Raw genomic sequence first — 16,570 nt, 5'->3', positions numbered from 1 at the left:
ATCGACCCACAGCGGGCATCTGGATACCGATACTGGCTGCTGAAAAGCAGTCGCTTGTGGTCGCAGTCGTGGTTGCCACACCGCGGCAGCAGGTAGCTGCAGGCCCTCCCCAATGCGCACCCCTTGGACTGCATGTGCAGTTGTTGCTTCAACCTCCCCAGCGAGCAGTTCGTCGACCCGTACGAACGGCCTGGCGAGGCGCCAACTTACCCGGTTCTCCGGCGGGCTGTGCTCATCGACGGTGGTCGGTTGCAACCGCCGCCCCGGCGACATCAAGTTCGTCTAGCTCGACGGCCAGAGCGACGGGCAGCCACGGCGTCTACGCGCGGCCGCGCCAGGCCGGTGGGCGTTTGTCAATGAACGCCTGGATGCCCTCGATCGCATCCGGATGGATAGAGTTGCGCACCCCGACCTCGCCGACGTACTCGTAGGCCTCGGCGGTGCTCATCTGCAACTGCCGGTAGAACGCGCGCTTGCCGGTCGCAAGGGTGAAAGTGGACTTCGCAGCAATCTGGCCCGCGAGCTGCGACACCCGGGCCTCGAAGGCATCGGGCGCTACCGCTTCGTTCACAAGCCCGATGCGCACGGCGAATTCGGCGTCCATCAGTTCCCCGGTGGCGAGCATTTGCATCGCGTGCTTGGGCGCGACGGCCCGGCTCAACGCAACCATCGGCGTTACGCACCACAAGCCGATGTTGACGCCCGGCGTGGCGAAGCGTGAGCGTGTGGTGGCGATGGCCAGATCGGCGGCGGCCACCAGCTGACAGCCGGCCGCCGTCGCCACCCCGTCGATGGCGGCGACGACGATCTGCGGCTGCGACTGCAGGGCCTGCATCATTGCCGAGCACTCCACCGACAGCGAACTGAAGAACTCGGCATCATCCCGCTCCCGGATCTCCTTCAGGTCGTGGCCGGCGCAAAAGATCCGCTGACCAACGCCCGACAGCACGATGGCGCCGATGTCTTTGCGTTGGGCCAGCCGGTCGAGATGGCTGTGCAGGGCCTGGATGGTGCTTAGCGACAGACTGTTGCCGCTCGACGGACGGTTGAGCGTCAGTCGGGCGACGCCCTGTTCATCATGGCAAACGACGTCCTCGTTCATGTCAGTCCTTTGCTGGGGTGCGAGACGCGGGAGGCGAACACTGTACTCAGGCTGCAGCGCCGTGCGGTCAAAGTGTGCTTGGCGGCGCACGTCTGCAGCCTCACTTCGTCCATATCATCACTGTGTCAGCGGCGGTCACCTGCTGCAGTCGACTGCGCGCCTGACGGTACTCCTCAGCCAAGCTGTCCACTAAGTTCCGGACACTATGCGTTTGCCGCACAGCTGAGACGGTATGACCTGCGCTCCATAAGTCGAGCCAGCGGCGCGGTCCGCGCAGGTTGGCAGAGTAGGCGCCGAAGCGCTCGCGCGCCTGCTCGGCGCTCAGCGGCTTGGCCAGTTCCTCAGGATCCAGGTCGTTGGCCAGCAGCGACGGTCGCAGGAAATTGGCCTCCAGGCCGCTGATGCCGCGGGTGAGCGCAATGTCGTCGATGCGGCTCGACACCAGCATGGCTTGGTACTCGGCACTGGCCAGGCTCTCGGTTGTCGCGATGAAGCGGGTGCCCATCAGCGCGAAGTCGCAACCCAGGACTTGCGCGGCCAGCAGCGCGGCACCGTCGGAGATGCCACCCGCCAGCCCGAGCGGGCCATCGTACATCTCGCGCACGGCGCGCACGAACGCCAGACCGTTGACCCAGCCGGTGTTGCCGCCGGCACCGGCGCTCAGCAGCACCAGGCCATCGACACCGGCATCGAGCGCCTTCTGTACATGCTCCATCGAGGCGACATCGGCCAGCACCAGGCAGCCCACGTCGTGCAGCGGCCCGATGATCTTGCGCGGCGAGCCGACACTCGCCAGCACCATCTCGACCTTGTGCTTGACCAGCACCGACAGGTCGGCTTCGAGCATCTCCGGGCGCGAACGCATGATGAGATTCGCGCACACCGTGGCGGCCGGCCTTTCGCTGCGCGCGGCATCATCGGCGATGCGCGTCAACCACGCGTCGAGTTCCTCGGAGCTGCGCGCGTTCGGGGTCGGAAAGGCGCCGATCACGCCACTGCGGCAGGCCGCGGAGACTAGCTCCGGACCCGAGACATGCAGCATCGGCGCGGCCATCAGCGGCAGCCTGAGACGCGAAGCGATCGAAGCGGGCAGACTCATGAGGCAAAAGGCTCCGTTCGTGGGAGGACGCGGGCGCTATCCATGCCGGCGGTCGACCAGCCAGGGGGCGTCGTCGGGCAATGCCGCGTCCGCTCCCAGAAGCACCAAGCTGTCGAACCGCAGGCGTGTCAGTTGCTTGAAGCGGTCGCGCAAGTCGGCTTCCAGCTCCGGCGTGCCAGCCGATCCGAACATCACGTGGAGGTCGATCACGTCGCGATGGCCTTGCCGGCTGACCACGCCCTGGGCCCGATGCAACGCCGAAGATTGCAGCACCAGGTCCTCGATCTGCCGCGGGTAGACGAAGATTTCGCGCACCTTGACTGCCTGGCCGACACGGCCTTGCAGCATGCCGATGCGGGCGACGAAGCCGTCCTCGCTGATGGCCGATGCGGCGGCCACGTCGCCGGTGCCAAAGCGCACTAGAGGCCATCCGCGGGCCAGCGTGGTGACGACGATCTCGCCGGGCATGCCGAGCGGCAGCGGCTGGCCGTTGACGGGATCGCATATCTGCACGAGCCGATCTGGGTGAATCGTGTAGCCCTCGTGACCGGGTTCTTCAAAGCCGATCAGCCCGAAGTCCGCGGTCGCGTAGGCCGACAACGTGCGGATGCCCAGGCGCGCCTCCAGCCGGCGCCGCTTGCCCAGCCAGTCGCCCAGTTCGCCGCCCAGCAGCGCGGTGCGCACGCGCCAGGCGGCGGGCAAAACATGGCCCTTGCTCTCGAGCACGTGCACCAGGTTTTCGAAGTAGGCGGTGGACGCGCAGATGCAGCTCACCCCCAGGTCGATCACCATCTGCGCCTGGGCTTCGGCGCCGCCGGTGCCGGCCGGAATGACCGTCGCACCGCAGGCCGCGATGGCGTCGTCGAGCAGCAGGCCCGCCGGCACGAGGTGGTAGGACCAGGTGTTCAGCACCATGTCGCCGGGGCCGACGGCGCCGTCGCTGAAGACCCGGGCGAAGCCGTGGCCGTCGACGTCGCCGTGCAACTGCGGCTCATGGATGGGCCCCGGCGACACGAAGACGCGGCGGATCTCCGACGGGTCGGCCGCCAGCCAGCCGCCGAAAGGCGGCGCGGCGCGCTGCATGTCGACGAGCTTGTCCTTGGGCGTCACCGCAAGGCGCGCCAGGTCCGCGGCGCTGCGCACGTCGGCAGGAGTCATGCCGGCGCGGCCATACAGCGCCTGCAGCGCGGGCGCGCGCAGGCAGGCCGCTTCATGCAGCGCCCGCAGCCGGGCTAGGCGGTCGCGGGGGGTAGTTTCGTGCATTGGCATCGGCTCCTGCGGTTCAGCGCCCGGTGAACACCGGCTTGCGCTTGTCGTTGAAGGCCGCCAGGCCCTCGCGCTGGTCGTGGCTCAGCGAATGCACCTCGGAGGCAAGGATTTCAAGGCGCAGCGCGGTGTCCACTGGCTGCTGCAGCCCGTCGTCGATCAGCGCCTTCATGCGCCGCAGCCCGAGCGGGCTCTTGCTCGCGATCTTGTCGACCAGTGCCTGCACCTCCTGCAGCAGGCGCTCGTCGTCCACGACCTGGTTGACCAGGCCGGCACTCGCCATCGCGTCGGCCGACGCGAACTCGCCGGTGAACATCAGGTATTTGGCGCGCGCCGCGCCGATCACGCGCGGCAGGCGCACCGAGGCGCCCCCGCCGGGGAGCAGCCCGTAGTTGGCGTGCGCATCGCCGAGCTTTGCGCTGCGCGCCGCGATGACCAGGTCGCAGCACAGCACCAGTTCGAGCCCACCGGCCAGCGCGAGGCCGTTGAGCGCGGCGATCACCGGCTTGGGAAATGCGGCGATGCGGTTCATCGTCGCCAGCACGCGCTGCAGGAAGGCCGCGGCGGCCTCCGGACCCGTCACATCCGCGCGCACGAACTTCAGGTCGGCGCCGGCGCAGAACGCCCGGCCCGCGCCGGTCAGCACGATGGCCTTGACCTCGTCGCGCGCCTGCGCCTCGTCAAGCGCCGCCGACAGCCCGGCAAGCAGCTGCGGCGTCAGCGAGTTCATCGCCTCGGGCCGGTTCAGGCGAATCCACATGGCGCCCTGGCGGATCTCTTGGACGAGCGGGGGCTCGGACATCGTTTCACTCCTTGATGGTCATCGAATACGGATTCAGCCCGATTCTGCTGAGTCCCAAATTTGACTGGATAGGTGATTACCATTACTTGTACGTAATGTCTTTTACTTTATAGTAAATTCAATCGACAAGACAACTGTGGCAACACGGGTAGAGATAGATGACGAACGGATCGCACGGCGCACCTTTGGCCGGTATCAGGGTCGTGGAGTTCGAGGGCATCGGCCCCGGACCCTTGGCGGGACTGATGCTGTGGCAGCTCGGCGCCGAGGTGACGTTGGTTGCTCGGCCTGGCCGGGGCGTGCTGCCGCCGGAGATGGCGCCCGCCGAGGCGTCATTGCTCACGCGGCACAAGCAGCGCGTCGCGCTCGACCTGAAGCGAAAGTCCGACGTGGACCGGGCACTGGCATTGCTGGCCGAGGCCGACGTGCTGATCGAAGGCTATCGGCCCGGTGTGATGGAGCGGCTGGGCCTGGGGCCTGCGCCATGCGCGGCAGTGAACCCCCGACTGGTGTATGGGCGCATGACGGGTTGGGGGCAGACTGGGCCGCTCGCTCAAGCGGCTGGGCACGACATGAACTACGTGGCGCTGAGCGGCTTGATGTCGCTGGCCGCCCGCCCCGGAGCGCTTCCGATGCTGCCGCCGACAGTGCTCGGCGATGCCGCAGGTGGTCTGGGCTTGGTGGCTGGCCTGCTGGCTGGCCTGCTGCGCGCGCGCTGCAGCGGGCAGGGCTGCGTGGTGGATGGCGCGATCGTGGATGTGCTGGCGATGCTGGCTCCGTTGGTGCAGCTGGTGCATGCCGGCGGCGCGCTGGATCGGGTCAATCCGTCGGTGTTCTACGGCTCGCCGTTCTACGAGGTCTACGAATGTGCGGACGGGCGCCACATCACCCTCGGCGCGATCGAGCCGCAGTTTTATGCCGAACTGCTGCGACGCTTGGGGCTCGACGATGTCGATCCGAAGGCACAGATGGACAAGTCGGCGTGGCCGGCTTTGTGCGAGCGCCTGGGCGACCTGTTTCGATCGCGCGATCACCGGCATTGGCAGTCACTGCTGGAGGGCACCGATGCCTGCTTCGCGCCGGTGCTGACGCTGGAAGAGGCGGCTCGTCATCCGCATCAGGTGGCACGCGGCCTTTACACGGTGGACGCCGATGGAACCGTGGAAACCGCGCGCGGCCTACGGTTCATCCCGCTTTGCGCAGGCGCATCGGTGGAGCCGAAAGCTTGCCAGCCCCAGACCTGAGATTCACAGGAGCTCGAAGATGGAAGAGATCTATGTCGTCGGCGTGGGCATGACCCCGTTCGGCCGGTTGCTGGACAAGGACATCAAGACGCTGACCGGCGCAGCGGTGCAGGCGGCGCTGGACGACGCGGGCCTGCGCAAGGAGGATCTGCAGGGCGCGTTCTTCGGCAACGCCTCGCAGGGCCACATGGACGGCCAGCAGATGATCCGTGGGCAGATCGCGCTGCGCGAGGCGGGCATCGGCCGCATTCCGGTGGTCAACGTGGAAAACGCCTGCGCCAGCGGCTCCTCCGCGTTTGCGCTGGCGGTGATGCAGGTGCGCGCCGGCGCCGCCGATGTGGCGCTGGCGGTGGGGGCCGAGAAGATGTTCTCGACCGACAAGGCGCAGATGTTCTCGGTCTTCGACAGCGCCTGGGACGTGTCGCGCGCCGATGAGATCCGCGACCGTCTGCTGCAGATGGGGCATGGCGTCGAGGTGCCGGAAGGCTCGACGTCGCCGAAGCCCTACAGCGTGTTCATGGACGTGTATGCGGCCTTTGCGCGCTCGCACATGCGGCGCTGGGGCACCACGCAGCGGCAGATCGCGGCGGTGGCAGCGAAGAACCACGCGCATTCCGTGCACAACCCGCTGTCGCAGTACCGCACCGCCTACACCATCGACGAGGTGTTGGCGGCCGCGCCGATCACCTATCCGCTGACGCTGCCGATGTGCTCGCCGGTCTCCGACGGCGCGGCGGCGGCGATCGTCTGCAATGGCGCGGCGCTGGCGCGGCTGAACATCGACCGGCGGCGCGCCATCCGCGTGCTGGCCTCGGTGGTGCAGAGCGGCTCGGACCGCAGTGACGACGACTACGCGCTGCACTGCACCGCGCTCGCCTCCAAGCGCGCCTACGAGATCGCCGGTGTCGGACCCGACGATGTCTCGGTGGCGGAGGTGCACGACGCCACGGCGATGGGCGAGATCATCCAGACCGAGAACCTCGGCTTCTGCGCCTTCGGCGAAGGCGGCGTGATCGCCGAGCGCGGCGACACCCGCATCGGCGGCCGCATACCGGTCAACCCCTCCGGCGGGTTGGAGTCCAAGGGCCATCCGGTCGGCGCGACGGGGCTGGGCCAGATCCATGAACTGGTCGCACAGCTGCGTGGCGAGGCGGGAGCCCGACAGGTCGAAGGAGCGCGCATCGCACTGGCCGAGAACGGCGGCGGGCTGCAGGGCATCGAGGAAGCCGCGGCCGTGGTCACGATCCTGTCGCGCTGAGCCGGCAGCTGCGGTTCATCAATTTCACTGGACATTCGATATGCAACTGACAGACAAGGTGGCGCTGGTCACCGGCGCCGCATCCGGGCTGGGTCTGGCCACGAGCCAGGCGCTGCTGGCCGCCGGCGCCAGGGTTCTGGCCGTGGACGTCGACGAGGCCCGCCTGCAGCAGCAGTTCGGCGCGTTCGGCGATCGGGCGCGCCATCGCGCGGTCGACGTGTCCGACGATCTCGCGGTCCAGGCGGCGGTCGCCGAGGCCACCGCCACCTGGGGCGCGTTGCACATCGCCGTCAACTGCGCCGGCATCCTGGGACCGAGCAAGACGCTGTCCAAAGGCCAGACCTTTCCTCCCGAGCTGTGGAACCGCGTCATCGGCATCAACCTGACCGGCACCTTCAACGTCGTGCGCCACGCCGCCCTGGCGATGACGGTCAACGAGCCCAGCGCCGAGGGCGAGCGCGGTGTCATCGTCAACACCGCCTCCGGCGCCGCCTGGCAAGGCCAGATGGGGCAGGCGGCCTACAGCGCGAGCAAGGCCGGCGTCATTGGCCTGACGCTGCCCGCGGCACGCGACCTGGCCGCGCACGGCATCCGCGTGCTGGCCATCGCGCCCGGGCTGTTCGAGACCGGCATGTCCGCCGGTATGCCGACGAAGGTGTCGCAGCACCTGATCGACCAGACCATCCTGTTCCCGGCGCGCATGGGGCGGCCGGAGGAGTTCGCCGGGCTGGTCAGGCACATCGTGGAAAACGCTTACCTGAACGCGACGACGATCAGCATCGACGCGGGCACGCGCGTGGGCACGCGCTGAAGACCCACCCAGGCAGACCCGAGATGCAAACCGGCAAGCAAAGCGAGCAGCAGCGATGAGCGCGCAGGCCCCAGCTGCGGCTTCCCGCCCCCCGATGCAGGCGTTGAACGTGCGCCTGCAGTTCGGCGGCGTCGTGGCGTTGAACAACGTCTCGCTGGAAATCCGCGACGACGAGCTGCTGGCCATCATCGGCCCGAACGGCGCCGGCAAGTCGTCGCTGATGAACTGCCTAAGCGGCTTCTACCGGCCCTCGGCGGGGCAGGTGCTGCTCGGCGGCAGCGACATCCGCGCTCTGCCGGTGCACCGCATCGCGCAGATGGGCCTAGCCCGCACCTTCCAGGGCACGCACATCTTCTCGGGCATGACCGTCGTCGAGAACCTGATGGTAGGACGCCACATCCACATGCGTTCGTCACTGGCGCAGGCCTTCGTCTATTTCGGTGCGGCGCGGCGCGAGGAGATCGAACACCGCGAGAAGGTCGAGGAGATCATCGAACTGCTGGAGATCGAGTCGATACGCCACCAGCCCGTGGGCAGCCTGGGCTACGGCCTGCGCAAACGCGTCGACCTCGGGCGCGCGCTGGCGCAGGACCCGAAGATCCTGTTGATGGACGAGCCGATGGCCGGCATGAACTCCGAGGAGAAGGAGGACATGGCGCGCTTCATCCTCGACGTGCGCGAGGCGGCGCGCATTCCGGTGGTGCTGGTCGAACACGACATGGGCGTGGTCATGGACCTGGCTGACCGCATCGCCGTGCTCGACTTCGGCGCCAAGATCGCCGAAGGCACGCCGCAGCAGATGCAGCGCGACCCGGCGGTGCTGAAGGCCTACCTGGGGGAGGGCGATCGATGAAGCTGACGACCCTGCCGCAAATCCTGCAGGAGCGGGCCGAGCAGACGCCGCAGCGCCTGTCGCAGCGGCACAAACATCGGGGCATCTGGCGCGAGTACAGCTTTGCGCAGGTGCGCGACCAGGTCAGGTCTCTGGCGTTGGGGCTGCACCGGCTGGGGGTCGAGCGCGGGCAGACGGTGGCGGTCATCGGCGAGAACGAGCCCGAGCATTTTTGGGCCGAACTGGCGGCGCAGGCCCTGGGCTGCAAGGTCGTGTCGATGTATCCCGACCTGACGGCCGACGAGACGCAGTACCTGCTCGAGGACAGCGAGGCCGTCTGCCTGTTCGCCCAGGACCAGGAGCAGGTCGACAAGGGGCTAGCCGTGCTGCCGCGCCTGCCGCTGCTGCAGCACATCGTCTACTGGGACGCCACCGGCATGTGGTCGTACAAGCAGCCGTCGTTGTGCACCTTCGAGGCCGTGCAGGCACAGGGTACGGAACTGCATCACAACGAGCCCGGGCGCTTCGGGCAGCTGCTGGATGCCGGCTCGCCGGACGACATCGCCGTGCTGTCCTACACCTCGGGCACCACCGGCAAGCCCAAGGGCGTGATCCTCACGCACAAGTACCTGCTGGACAACGCCCATCGGCTGATCAGCTCGACCGGGGCGGCACCGGGCATGGAATACCTCAGCTACATCTCGCCGGCCTGGGCCACCGAGCAGATGTTCGGTATCACTATGGGGCTGTGCCTGCCGCTGGTGGTGAACTTCCCCGAAGGGCCGGAGCAGGTGCTGTCGAGCATCCGCGAGCTGGCGGTCGAGGCCATGACCTTCGCGCCGCGCCAGTGGGAAAGCATGGCCTCCTCGGTGCAGGCGCACATGCTGGATGCGGGGCCACTGCGCCGCCGCATCTATGAATGGGGCCTGCGCATCGGCCACTCGGTCAACGTCGGCCGTCTCGACGGCAAGCCGGTGCCGCTGCGGCATCGGCTGCTGTTTCCGCTGGCCGAAGCCGTCGTGCTGCGCCCGCTGCGCGACCAGCTGGGCTTGACGCGGGTGCGCATCGCCGCCTGCGGCGGCGCCACCATGGCGCCCGACGTGTTCCGCATGTTCCACGCGATCGGCGTGCCGCTGCGCAACATCTACGGTTCGACCGAAACCGGACTGCTGACCTGCCACCAGGGCGAGCGTTTCGACCTGGAAACCGTCGGCCACTGGATGGAATCGCTGCCGGCGCTGAATGCGCCGCTGCAGTGGCGTGTCAGCGAGGTCGGCGAACTGCAGGTGCGCGGCGGCAGCCCGTTCCTCGGCTACTACCGCCGCGAAGGTTCGGTCGAAAGCAAGCTGCAGGATGGCTGGTTCCAGACCGGGGACGCAGTCACCAAGACCGAACGCGGCGAGCTCGTGTTTCTGGAGCGCCTGTCGGACCTGAAGCGCCTGCGTTCGGGCGAGAGTTTCCCGCCGCAGTTCGTCGAGACGCGGCTGCGCTTCAGCCCCTTCATCAAGGACATCATGACGGTGGGCGACGAGACGCTCGACTTCGTCGCCGCGCTGATCAACATCGACTTCGACGTGGTGTCGCGCTGGGCCGAGGACAAGCGCGTCGGCTTTTCCACCTTCACCGATCTGTCGCAGAAGCCCGAGGTCGCCGAGCTGCTGCGTGCCGAGATACAACGGGTCAACGGCTTCCTGCCGGCGCACGCGCGGGTCGTCCGCTTCGCCAACTTCCCGAAGGAACTCGATCCGGACGAGGGCGAGCTGACGCGCTCGCGCAAGCTGCGGCGCGAGTTCCTGCAGGAGCGCTACCGCGCGCTCATCGTCGGCCTGTACGACGGCTCGAACGAGGTGCAGATCGACATCCCGGTGACCTACCAGGACGGCCGCAAGAGCCAGTTTCGGGCCCAGGTGCGGCTGCATGACGTGTTCGGCAAGGCCGATGCGGGCCGCGGTGCAGTCGAGGAGATGCGTGCATGAACAAGCCAAGCGGTTGCGAGTCGTGTGTCGGCGGGCGCGCCCCGCGGAGGAGCGTGCGGTGAGCGAGTTCCTGAACTATCTGATCAACGGCACGCTCAGCGGCCTGCTCTACGCGCTCATCGCGATGGGCTTCGTCGTCATCTACCGTGCCTCGAAGGTCTTCAACTTCGCGCAGGGCGAGCTGGTGGTGTTCGGCGGCTACATGGTCTGGTGGACGCTGATCCAGCTGGGGCTGCCGCTGTGGATCGGCATCCCGCTGGCCTTCTTCGCATCGGCGGTGTTCGGGCTGCTGATCGAGCGCATCTTCTTCTCGCGCCTGGTCGGCGAATCGGTGTTCTCGATGGTCATGGTGACGATCGGCCTGCTGATCCTGATCCGCGGCCTGGTGCTGCTGCTGTTCGGCCCGCAGTCGCGCCCCTTCCCCATCATCTTCCCGCTGCAGCCGATCATCGTCGGCGACGTGATCATCTCGCGCGCCATGCTTTATGGCGGCGCGCTGACCATCCTGATCGGCGTGTTCCTGTCCTGGTTCTTCAACCGCACGCGCGTTGGCCTGCGCATGACCGCGGTGGCCGAGGACCATCAGGTGGCCATGTCGCTGGGCATCTCGGTGCAGCGCTCGATCGCGTTCGCCTGGCTGCTCGGCGCGATGCTGTCGACGATGGGCGCGATGGTCCATCTGAGCGGACGCTCGATCAACATGCTGAGCTCGGACATCGGCATGGCGGCGCTGCCGGTGGCCTTGCTGGCGGGGCTGGAATCGCTGGCCGGCCTGCTGCTCGCGGGGGTCGTCGTCGGCATCGTGCAGGGGCTCGCCTCCGCCTATCTGGACCCGATCGTCGGCGGAGCCGTTGGTTCGGTGCTGCCCTTCGTCCTCATGCTGCTGGTGCTGTTGATCCGGCCCACGGGCATGTTCGGCTGGAAAACCATCGAAAGGGTGTGAGGCATGGATCCGGCCGGCGTTTTCGCAACCACCTTCCCCAAGGACCAGGCGCTGGTCCGCACGCGGCCGCAGGCGGTCTGCCTGGCGCTGTTCATCGCGCTGCTGTTCGCGCTGCCCTTCCTGGCTGACATCCGCGCCGTCGCGGTGATGACCTCAATGCTCATCACCGGCATCGTGGTCATCGGGCTGCAGATCAACACCGGCATCGCGGGCCAAGTCAATCTCGGCCAGGCCGCGTTCATGGGCGTGGGCGCCTACACCACGGCGCTGCTGGCGAGCAAGCTGTCGCTGCCGTTCTGGTTGGCGCTGCCGCTGGGCGGCGCGGCGGCGGCGCTGTTCGGCCTGATCTTCGGCCTGACGGCGGTGCGCATCAAGGGCTTCTATCTGGCACTGACGACGATCGCCGCGCAGATCCTGTTCCATTTCCTGGTGCTGAACCTGCCGAGCAGCTGGCTGGGCGGCGCCAACGGCATCACCCTCGAGCCGGCGTCGCTGTTCGGGCTGAGCTTCGACACCGACCGTTCGATTTACTACCTGTGCCTGGTCGTCGCCTGCGTCATGGTCGCGGGCGCCTATGGCGTGATCCGCAGCCGGCACGGCCGCGCCTTCTATGCCGTCAGGGACGACGACGTGGCCTCGGGGATGATGGGCATCGACGTGGTGCGCACCAAGGCCATGGCCTTCCTGCTCGGCGCCTTCTATGCGGGGGTTGGCGGCGGCTTGTGGGCCTACTACGTGCGCTTCGTCGCCATCGACCAGTTCACGCTGATCCATTCGATCTGGTTCATCGCGATGATCATCGTCGGCGGCATGGGTTCGGTGACCGGCGCGCTGATCGGTGTGTTCGTCATCCGCCTGTCGCAGGAGCTGATCACTTCGATCGGGCCTTCGCTCATCGAGCGCTATCCGTTCTTCAGCGGCGAGATCGTCTTTGCCGCGATGAACATCTTCCTCGGCGGAATGATCGCCGGCTTCCTGATCCTCGAACCCCGCGGCCTGATGCATCGCTGGAACACGCTGAAACGCGCGTACCGCTTGTGGCCCTATCCCTATTGAAGACCGTGGCCGGCCTGAGCGCTGCAGGCCGGCCCCACATGTTGACAGCGTGTCCAGAGCAGGAGACTTGAATGAGCATGACGAACAAAGACTTTCGCGCGCGTGCCCGCATCGGCACGCAACTGGCGGTGGCAGCGGCCGCGGCGGCGCTGCTGAGCGCACCCGAGGTGCGCGCGCAGACCGTCTACAACGTCGCCGGCATCGCCGACTTCACGGGCCCCTATGCCGACGTGATGAAGGACCTGGCCGGCTGCCGCAAGACCGTGTTCGACTGGTGGAACGAGGAGGTGGGCAAGCCGGCCGGCGTGGCGCTGAGGATCAAGGACTTCGACGGCCGCTATGACGTGGCGCAGATCTCCAGCCTGTGGCCGGGCATGAAGTCCGAGCTGAATCCCGTCGCCGCGCTCGGCCTGGGGGGGCCGGACGTGGCCGCCCTGGCGCAGCGCCTGCCGGGCGACAAGGTGCCGCTGATCAACGCCACGGCCGGCTACGGCTTCGCCTGGAAGCCCGACAGCTGGGCCTTCAATGCACGCCCGACCTACGCCCACGAGGTCGCGGCCTTCTACACCTGGCTGCAGCAGCAGCGCGGCGGCAATGCGCCGCTGAAGATCGCCGTCATCTCGTCCGAGGTGTCGCCGGCTTACGTCGACATCCACAAGGGCACGCAGCAGTTCGCCAAGGACAACCCGAAGATCCTGGAGATCGTCGAGACGGTCTACACCGAGGCCCAGCCCACTGACCTGACGCAGCAGGTCAACCGGGTGCTGCGCAAGGATGCGCAGGTGCTGCAGGTGCTGAACAACACCGCCTCGGTGGTGGCCGTGCGGCGCGCATTGCAGGCGCTGGGCAAGACGGACATTCCGATCCTCGTGTCGGCGCACAACAGCCTGCCGGCGTCTGGCAAGGCGATCGGCGATCTGAACCAGATGGAAGGCAGCTTCGAGGTCTACGGACTGGCGGTGCCGTCGGACGACGCGACATCGGCGCGCGCCTTCTTCGACAAGCTGCGCACCGGCTACAAGCTGCAAGCCGGCTTCACGACGCCCTGCGTGATGGGCATGGCGCAGGGCCTGCTCACGGTGCGCGCGTTCGAGGCGGCGGCCAAGGCGAAGGGCGGCAAGGGCGTGACCGGAGCCGACGTGCGCGACGCACTGCTGAGCCAGAGTTTCCCGAGCGAGAGCTTCTTCGGCGTGCTGCCGGCCATGAAGTTCGGCACCGACGCGCCCTTCCCGACGCAAGGCAACAGCGTCAACATCGGCACGGTCGAGAAGGGCAAGTACAGGCTCAAGCAGGCGAGCGTGCCCGTGCCCGCCGTCAACAAGTGGTGAAACCCCAGGCCCGGGCCGGCCGCACCGGCCCGGGCCGTCATTGACTGGAGCGCGGCGTGCTCGAACTCAACAACGTCGAAGTGCTGTACAGCGACGTCATCCTGGCCGTCAAGGGCATTTCGGCCAAGGTGCCGGACGCTTCCTGCGTGACGCTGCTGGGCGCCAACGGCGCCGGCAAGAGCACCACGCTGAAGGCCATCTCGAACCTGATCAAGACCGAGGACGGGCGCGTCTCGGCCGGACGCATCGATTTCGGCGGCCAGGCCATCACCGGCCACGAACCGAGCGGCATCGTGCGCCAGGGCATCGTGCATGTGATGGAAGGGCGCAAGGTGCTGCGGCACATGAGCGTCGAGCAGAACCTGGTGGTCGGCGGCCACATGAGCCGCTCCGGCGACGCCAAACAGCGGCTGGACGAGGTCTACGGCCGCATCTCGCGCCTGGCGGCGCTGCGCCACCGCACCGCCGGCTACCTGTCCGGCGGCGAGCAGCAACTGCTGGTCATCGGCCGCGCGCTGATGGCGCGGCCCAAGCTGGTGATGATCGACGAGCCGTCGCTCGGCCTCGCGCCGCTGATGGTCGACGAGGTCTATGGCCTGCTGGCGTCGCTGAAGGCGAGCGGCCTGACGCTGCTGATCGTCGAGCAGAACACGCGCGTCGCGCTGGAGCTGGCCGACTACGGCTACGTGATGGAAAGCGGCCGTGTCGTGCTGGAAGGCCCGGCCGACGACCTGAAGAACAACGAGGACGTGCGCGAGTTCTATCTCGGCCTGACGCTCGAGGGCAAGCGCAAGAGCTATCGCGACATGAAGCACTACCGCCGGCGCAAGCGCTGGCTGGGCTGACCCCGAGAACCGGCGTGCACCGTCATGCCGGCCCGATGTTTCCACTGGATGCAACTGACCATGTCCACCGTCTCCAACGCATTGCTGAGTGAACAACAAGCCATGATCCGCGAGTCGGCGCGGCGGGTGGCGCAGGAAGTGGTGGCGCCCACCGCCGCGCAGCGCGATCAGGCCAGCCAATGGCCACGCGCCGAGATCGAGGCGGCGGCAGGCGCCGGTTTCATGGGCATGCTGATCCCCGAGGAGTACGGCGGATCGGGGCTCAGCTTCGTCGAATACTGCCTGGCGCTGGAGGAGTTCGCCGCGGCCGACGGCGGCTTCACGACGATGATGCACGTGCACAACTCCTGCGGCTTGGTGCTGCGCGCCTTCGGCACCGAAGCGCAGAAGCGCCACTACCTGCCGCAGATCGCCAGCGCGCGCAGCATCGGCGCCTTTCTGCTGTCGGAGCCGCAGGCCGGTTCGGACACGGCGGCGTTTCGCGCCACGGCGCGCCGCGAGGGCGAACACTACGTGCTCAACGGCACCAAGCAGTGGATCTCCAACGGCAGCGAGGCCGGCGTGGCGCTGGTGATCGCCGCGACCGGCGAGCCGGGAAGCCGCGAGCGTTTCAGCCTGTTCATCGTCGATCCCGCCGCGCCCGGCTACAAGGTGCTGCGCGTCGAGGACAAGCTGGGCCAGCGCACGGCGCACACCGCGCAGATCCAGCTGGACGAACTGCGCGTGCCCGCCGACAACCTGGTCGGCGAGGAAGGCCGTGGCTACTCGAAGGTGCTGGGTCTGCTGTCGGACGGCCGCGTGGCCATCGCTGCGCTGGCCGTCGGCATCGCGCGCGCGGCGCTCGAGGCGGCGCTGCGCTACGCGCAGGAGCGCGAGGCCTACGGCCAGCCGATCAGCGCGCTGCAGGCCATCCGTTTCGATCTGGCGGAGATGGCGATGCAGGTCGATGTGGCCCGCCAGTACAGCTTGCATGCCGCGCGGCTGATCGATGCCGGCATCCCCGCGGCCAGGGAGTCGGCGATGGCCAAGCTGTTTGCCAGCGAGATGGCCGAGACCGTGTGCTCGCAGGCGCTGCAGGTGCACGGCGGTTACGGCTACGTCAAGGATTTTCCGGTGGAGCGCTACTACCGCGACGTGCGCGTAACGAAGATCTACGAGGGCACCAGCCACATCCAGAAGCACATCATCGCGCGCAGCCTGCTCGGCTGAGGCCGGGGCCATGCCTCTGGCTAGAATTTGCGGGCTTGCGGCGGCCGGGCCCGGCCGCCGCGGTTTCCGAACTCGAACAATGATCCCAGCATGAGCACCACTGCGGCAGGACGGGCTGCCTCGAAGACCCCACGACGCGCGGCACCGAAGCCCAAGTGGAACAACGCTGTCGACAGCCGGGACGAACAGTACCAGCTCAAGAAGAAGGCAGTCATTCTCGAAGCAGCGCGGGCCTTCGGCCGGCGCGGTGCGGCGAACGTGTCGCTCGACGAGATCGCCGCCGCGCTGAACGTCACCAAGCCGGCTCTGTACTACTACTTCAAGAACAAGCAGGACCTGATCTACGAGTGCCATGAACTGACGATGCAGGTGGGGGACGAGGCGCTGCAGAAGGCCATCGAATCGGAGCGCACCGGCTATGCCCGCATCGCGGCGTTCATCCGCATCTACGTGCCCGCACTGACGGGAGAACTCGGCGCTCCGGCACTGCTGCGAAGCGATTCCGCCTTGACCCCTTCACAGGTGAAGAGGACGCGCGAACGTCGGCGTCAGTTCGACTTGCGGCTGCGCGGGTTGGTGGAAGATGGCATCCGCGACGGAACGATCCTGCCTTGTGATTCCAAGTTTGCGGTCAACTGGTTCATGGGCGCCGTGGCCTCCATACCCGACTGGTTCGACAATCAGGGTGAGCGCACTGGCGAACAGATCGCAGAGATCTTCGCGAGTTTTCTGGCTCGCGGCATTCAACGCGCCTGAGGCTACCTGAAAGCCGTCAATGGCCAGCGACCGGATGTGGCCG

The 16,570-nt window shown here is 67.5% G+C and carries 15 protein-coding genes; 11 read left to right on the top strand and 4 right to left on the bottom strand.

What is annotated here, in order from left to right:
* Positions 1-319 precede the first annotated feature (319 nt).
* The 4 genes from AB7U92_RS06395 to AB7U92_RS06380 form a co-directional block, all read right to left on the bottom strand.
* Entirely contained in the window at positions 320-1,102 is a 783-nt protein-coding gene (locus tag AB7U92_RS06395) for an enoyl-CoA hydratase (RefSeq protein ID WP_428575351.1), read from the bottom strand.
* Between the two features lie 100 nt (positions 1,103-1,202).
* Entirely contained in the window at positions 1,203-2,201 is a 999-nt protein-coding gene (locus AB7U92_RS06390; protein ID WP_428575350.1) for an NAD(P)H-dependent flavin oxidoreductase, read from the bottom strand.
* A 36-nt stretch (positions 2,202-2,237) separates the two neighbouring features.
* Positions 2,238-3,464, bottom strand: coding sequence for a phenylacetate--CoA ligase family protein (locus AB7U92_RS06385; RefSeq protein ID WP_428575349.1), 1,227 nt, complete (start codon positions 3,462-3,464; stop codon positions 2,238-2,240).
* 19 nt (positions 3,465-3,483) lie between these two features.
* Positions 3,484-4,269 carry an enoyl-CoA hydratase/isomerase family protein gene (locus tag AB7U92_RS06380; RefSeq protein WP_428575348.1) on the bottom strand — a complete coding sequence of 262 codons (786 nt, stop codon included), beginning with the start codon at positions 4,267-4,269 and terminating at the stop codon, positions 3,484-3,486.
* A gap of 158 nt (positions 4,270-4,427) precedes the next feature.
* Between AB7U92_RS06380 and AB7U92_RS06375 the strand changes: the two genes are divergently transcribed.
* From AB7U92_RS06375 to AB7U92_RS06325, 11 genes are all read left to right on the top strand, one after another.
* Complete coding sequence (locus AB7U92_RS06375) at positions 4,428-5,513, top strand: CaiB/BaiF CoA transferase family protein (RefSeq protein ID WP_428575347.1); 1,086 nt, start codon at positions 4,428-4,430, stop codon at positions 5,511-5,513.
* A gap of 19 nt (positions 5,514-5,532) precedes the next feature.
* The gene (locus AB7U92_RS06370; protein WP_428575346.1) at positions 5,533-6,771 is read left to right on the top strand and encodes a thiolase family protein; all 1,239 of its coding nucleotides are present in this window, start codon (positions 5,533-5,535) and stop codon (positions 6,769-6,771) included.
* 40 nt (positions 6,772-6,811) lie between these two features.
* Entirely contained in the window at positions 6,812-7,582 is a 771-nt protein-coding gene (locus tag AB7U92_RS06365; protein WP_428575345.1) for an SDR family NAD(P)-dependent oxidoreductase, read from the top strand.
* 94 nt (positions 7,583-7,676) lie between these two features.
* A complete protein-coding gene (locus AB7U92_RS06360) occupies positions 7,677-8,435 on the top strand; it encodes an ABC transporter ATP-binding protein (RefSeq protein WP_428575344.1) in 759 nt (252 codons plus the stop codon).
* Positions 8,432-10,390 (top strand): AMP-dependent synthetase/ligase, encoded by a 1,959-nt coding sequence (locus tag AB7U92_RS06355; protein WP_428575343.1) that lies wholly within the window; start codon positions 8,432-8,434, stop codon positions 10,388-10,390. Before AB7U92_RS06360 ends, AB7U92_RS06355 begins: the two co-directional genes overlap by 4 nt.
* A 58-nt stretch (positions 10,391-10,448) precedes the next feature.
* Positions 10,449-11,333: a branched-chain amino acid ABC transporter permease gene (locus tag AB7U92_RS06350; RefSeq protein WP_428575342.1), complete on the top strand. Its 885-nt coding sequence runs from the start codon at positions 10,449-10,451 to the stop codon at positions 11,331-11,333.
* A gap of 3 nt (positions 11,334-11,336) precedes the next feature.
* Positions 11,337-12,389, top strand: a complete 1,053-nt coding sequence (locus AB7U92_RS06345; RefSeq protein WP_428575341.1) for a branched-chain amino acid ABC transporter permease — start codon at positions 11,337-11,339, stop codon at positions 12,387-12,389.
* Between the two features lie 71 nt (positions 12,390-12,460).
* A complete protein-coding gene (locus AB7U92_RS06340) occupies positions 12,461-13,717 on the top strand; it encodes an ABC transporter substrate-binding protein (RefSeq protein WP_428575340.1) in 1,257 nt (418 codons plus the stop codon).
* A 56-nt stretch (positions 13,718-13,773) separates the two neighbouring features.
* The gene (locus AB7U92_RS06335; RefSeq protein WP_428575339.1) at positions 13,774-14,562 is read left to right on the top strand and encodes an ABC transporter ATP-binding protein; all 789 of its coding nucleotides are present in this window, start codon (positions 13,774-13,776) and stop codon (positions 14,560-14,562) included.
* Between the two features lie 60 nt (positions 14,563-14,622).
* A complete protein-coding gene (locus tag AB7U92_RS06330; RefSeq protein WP_428575338.1) occupies positions 14,623-15,771 on the top strand; it encodes an acyl-CoA dehydrogenase family protein in 1,149 nt (382 codons plus the stop codon).
* 90 nt (positions 15,772-15,861) lie between these two features.
* Positions 15,862-16,527 carry a TetR/AcrR family transcriptional regulator gene (locus AB7U92_RS06325; protein WP_428575337.1) on the top strand — a complete coding sequence of 222 codons (666 nt, stop codon included), beginning with the start codon at positions 15,862-15,864 and terminating at the stop codon, positions 16,525-16,527.
* Positions 16,528-16,570 lie beyond the last annotated feature (43 nt).

It is taken from the genome of Piscinibacter sp. (genome assembly GCF_050175855.1).
Classification (GTDB): Bacteria; Pseudomonadota; Gammaproteobacteria; order Burkholderiales; family Burkholderiaceae_C; genus Piscinibacter.
The sequence above is the reverse complement of the archived record's forward strand: the minus strand, read 5'-3'. Positions and strand labels throughout refer to the sequence as shown.

Excerpts from the sequence above, each read along its gene's own strand:
- AB7U92_RS06395 (WP_428575351.1), bottom strand. The coding sequence starts at position 1,102 with ATGAACGAGGACGTCGTTTGCCATGATGAACAGGGCGTCGCCCGACTG.
- AB7U92_RS06390 (WP_428575350.1), bottom strand. The coding sequence starts at position 2,201 with ATGAGTCTGCCCGCTTCGATCGCTTCGCGTCTCAGGCTGCCGCTGATG.
- AB7U92_RS06385 (WP_428575349.1), bottom strand. The coding sequence starts at position 3,464 with ATGCACGAAACTACCCCCCGCGACCGCCTAGCCCGGCTGCGGGCGCTG.
- AB7U92_RS06380 (WP_428575348.1), bottom strand. The coding sequence starts at position 4,269 with ATGTCCGAGCCCCCGCTCGTCCAAGAGATCCGCCAGGGCGCCATGTGG.
- AB7U92_RS06375 (WP_428575347.1), top strand. The coding sequence starts at position 4,428 with ATGACGAACGGATCGCACGGCGCACCTTTGGCCGGTATCAGGGTCGTG.
- AB7U92_RS06370 (WP_428575346.1), top strand. The coding sequence starts at position 5,533 with ATGGAAGAGATCTATGTCGTCGGCGTGGGCATGACCCCGTTCGGCCGG.
- AB7U92_RS06365 (WP_428575345.1), top strand. The coding sequence starts at position 6,812 with ATGCAACTGACAGACAAGGTGGCGCTGGTCACCGGCGCCGCATCCGGG.
- AB7U92_RS06360 (WP_428575344.1), top strand. The coding sequence starts at position 7,677 with ATGCAGGCGTTGAACGTGCGCCTGCAGTTCGGCGGCGTCGTGGCGTTG.
- AB7U92_RS06355 (WP_428575343.1), top strand. The coding sequence starts at position 8,432 with ATGAAGCTGACGACCCTGCCGCAAATCCTGCAGGAGCGGGCCGAGCAG.
- AB7U92_RS06345 (WP_428575341.1), top strand. The coding sequence starts at position 11,337 with ATGGATCCGGCCGGCGTTTTCGCAACCACCTTCCCCAAGGACCAGGCG.
- AB7U92_RS06340 (WP_428575340.1), top strand. The coding sequence starts at position 12,461 with ATGAGCATGACGAACAAAGACTTTCGCGCGCGTGCCCGCATCGGCACG.
- AB7U92_RS06330 (WP_428575338.1), top strand. The coding sequence starts at position 14,623 with ATGTCCACCGTCTCCAACGCATTGCTGAGTGAACAACAAGCCATGATC.
- AB7U92_RS06325 (WP_428575337.1), top strand. The coding sequence starts at position 15,862 with ATGAGCACCACTGCGGCAGGACGGGCTGCCTCGAAGACCCCACGACGC.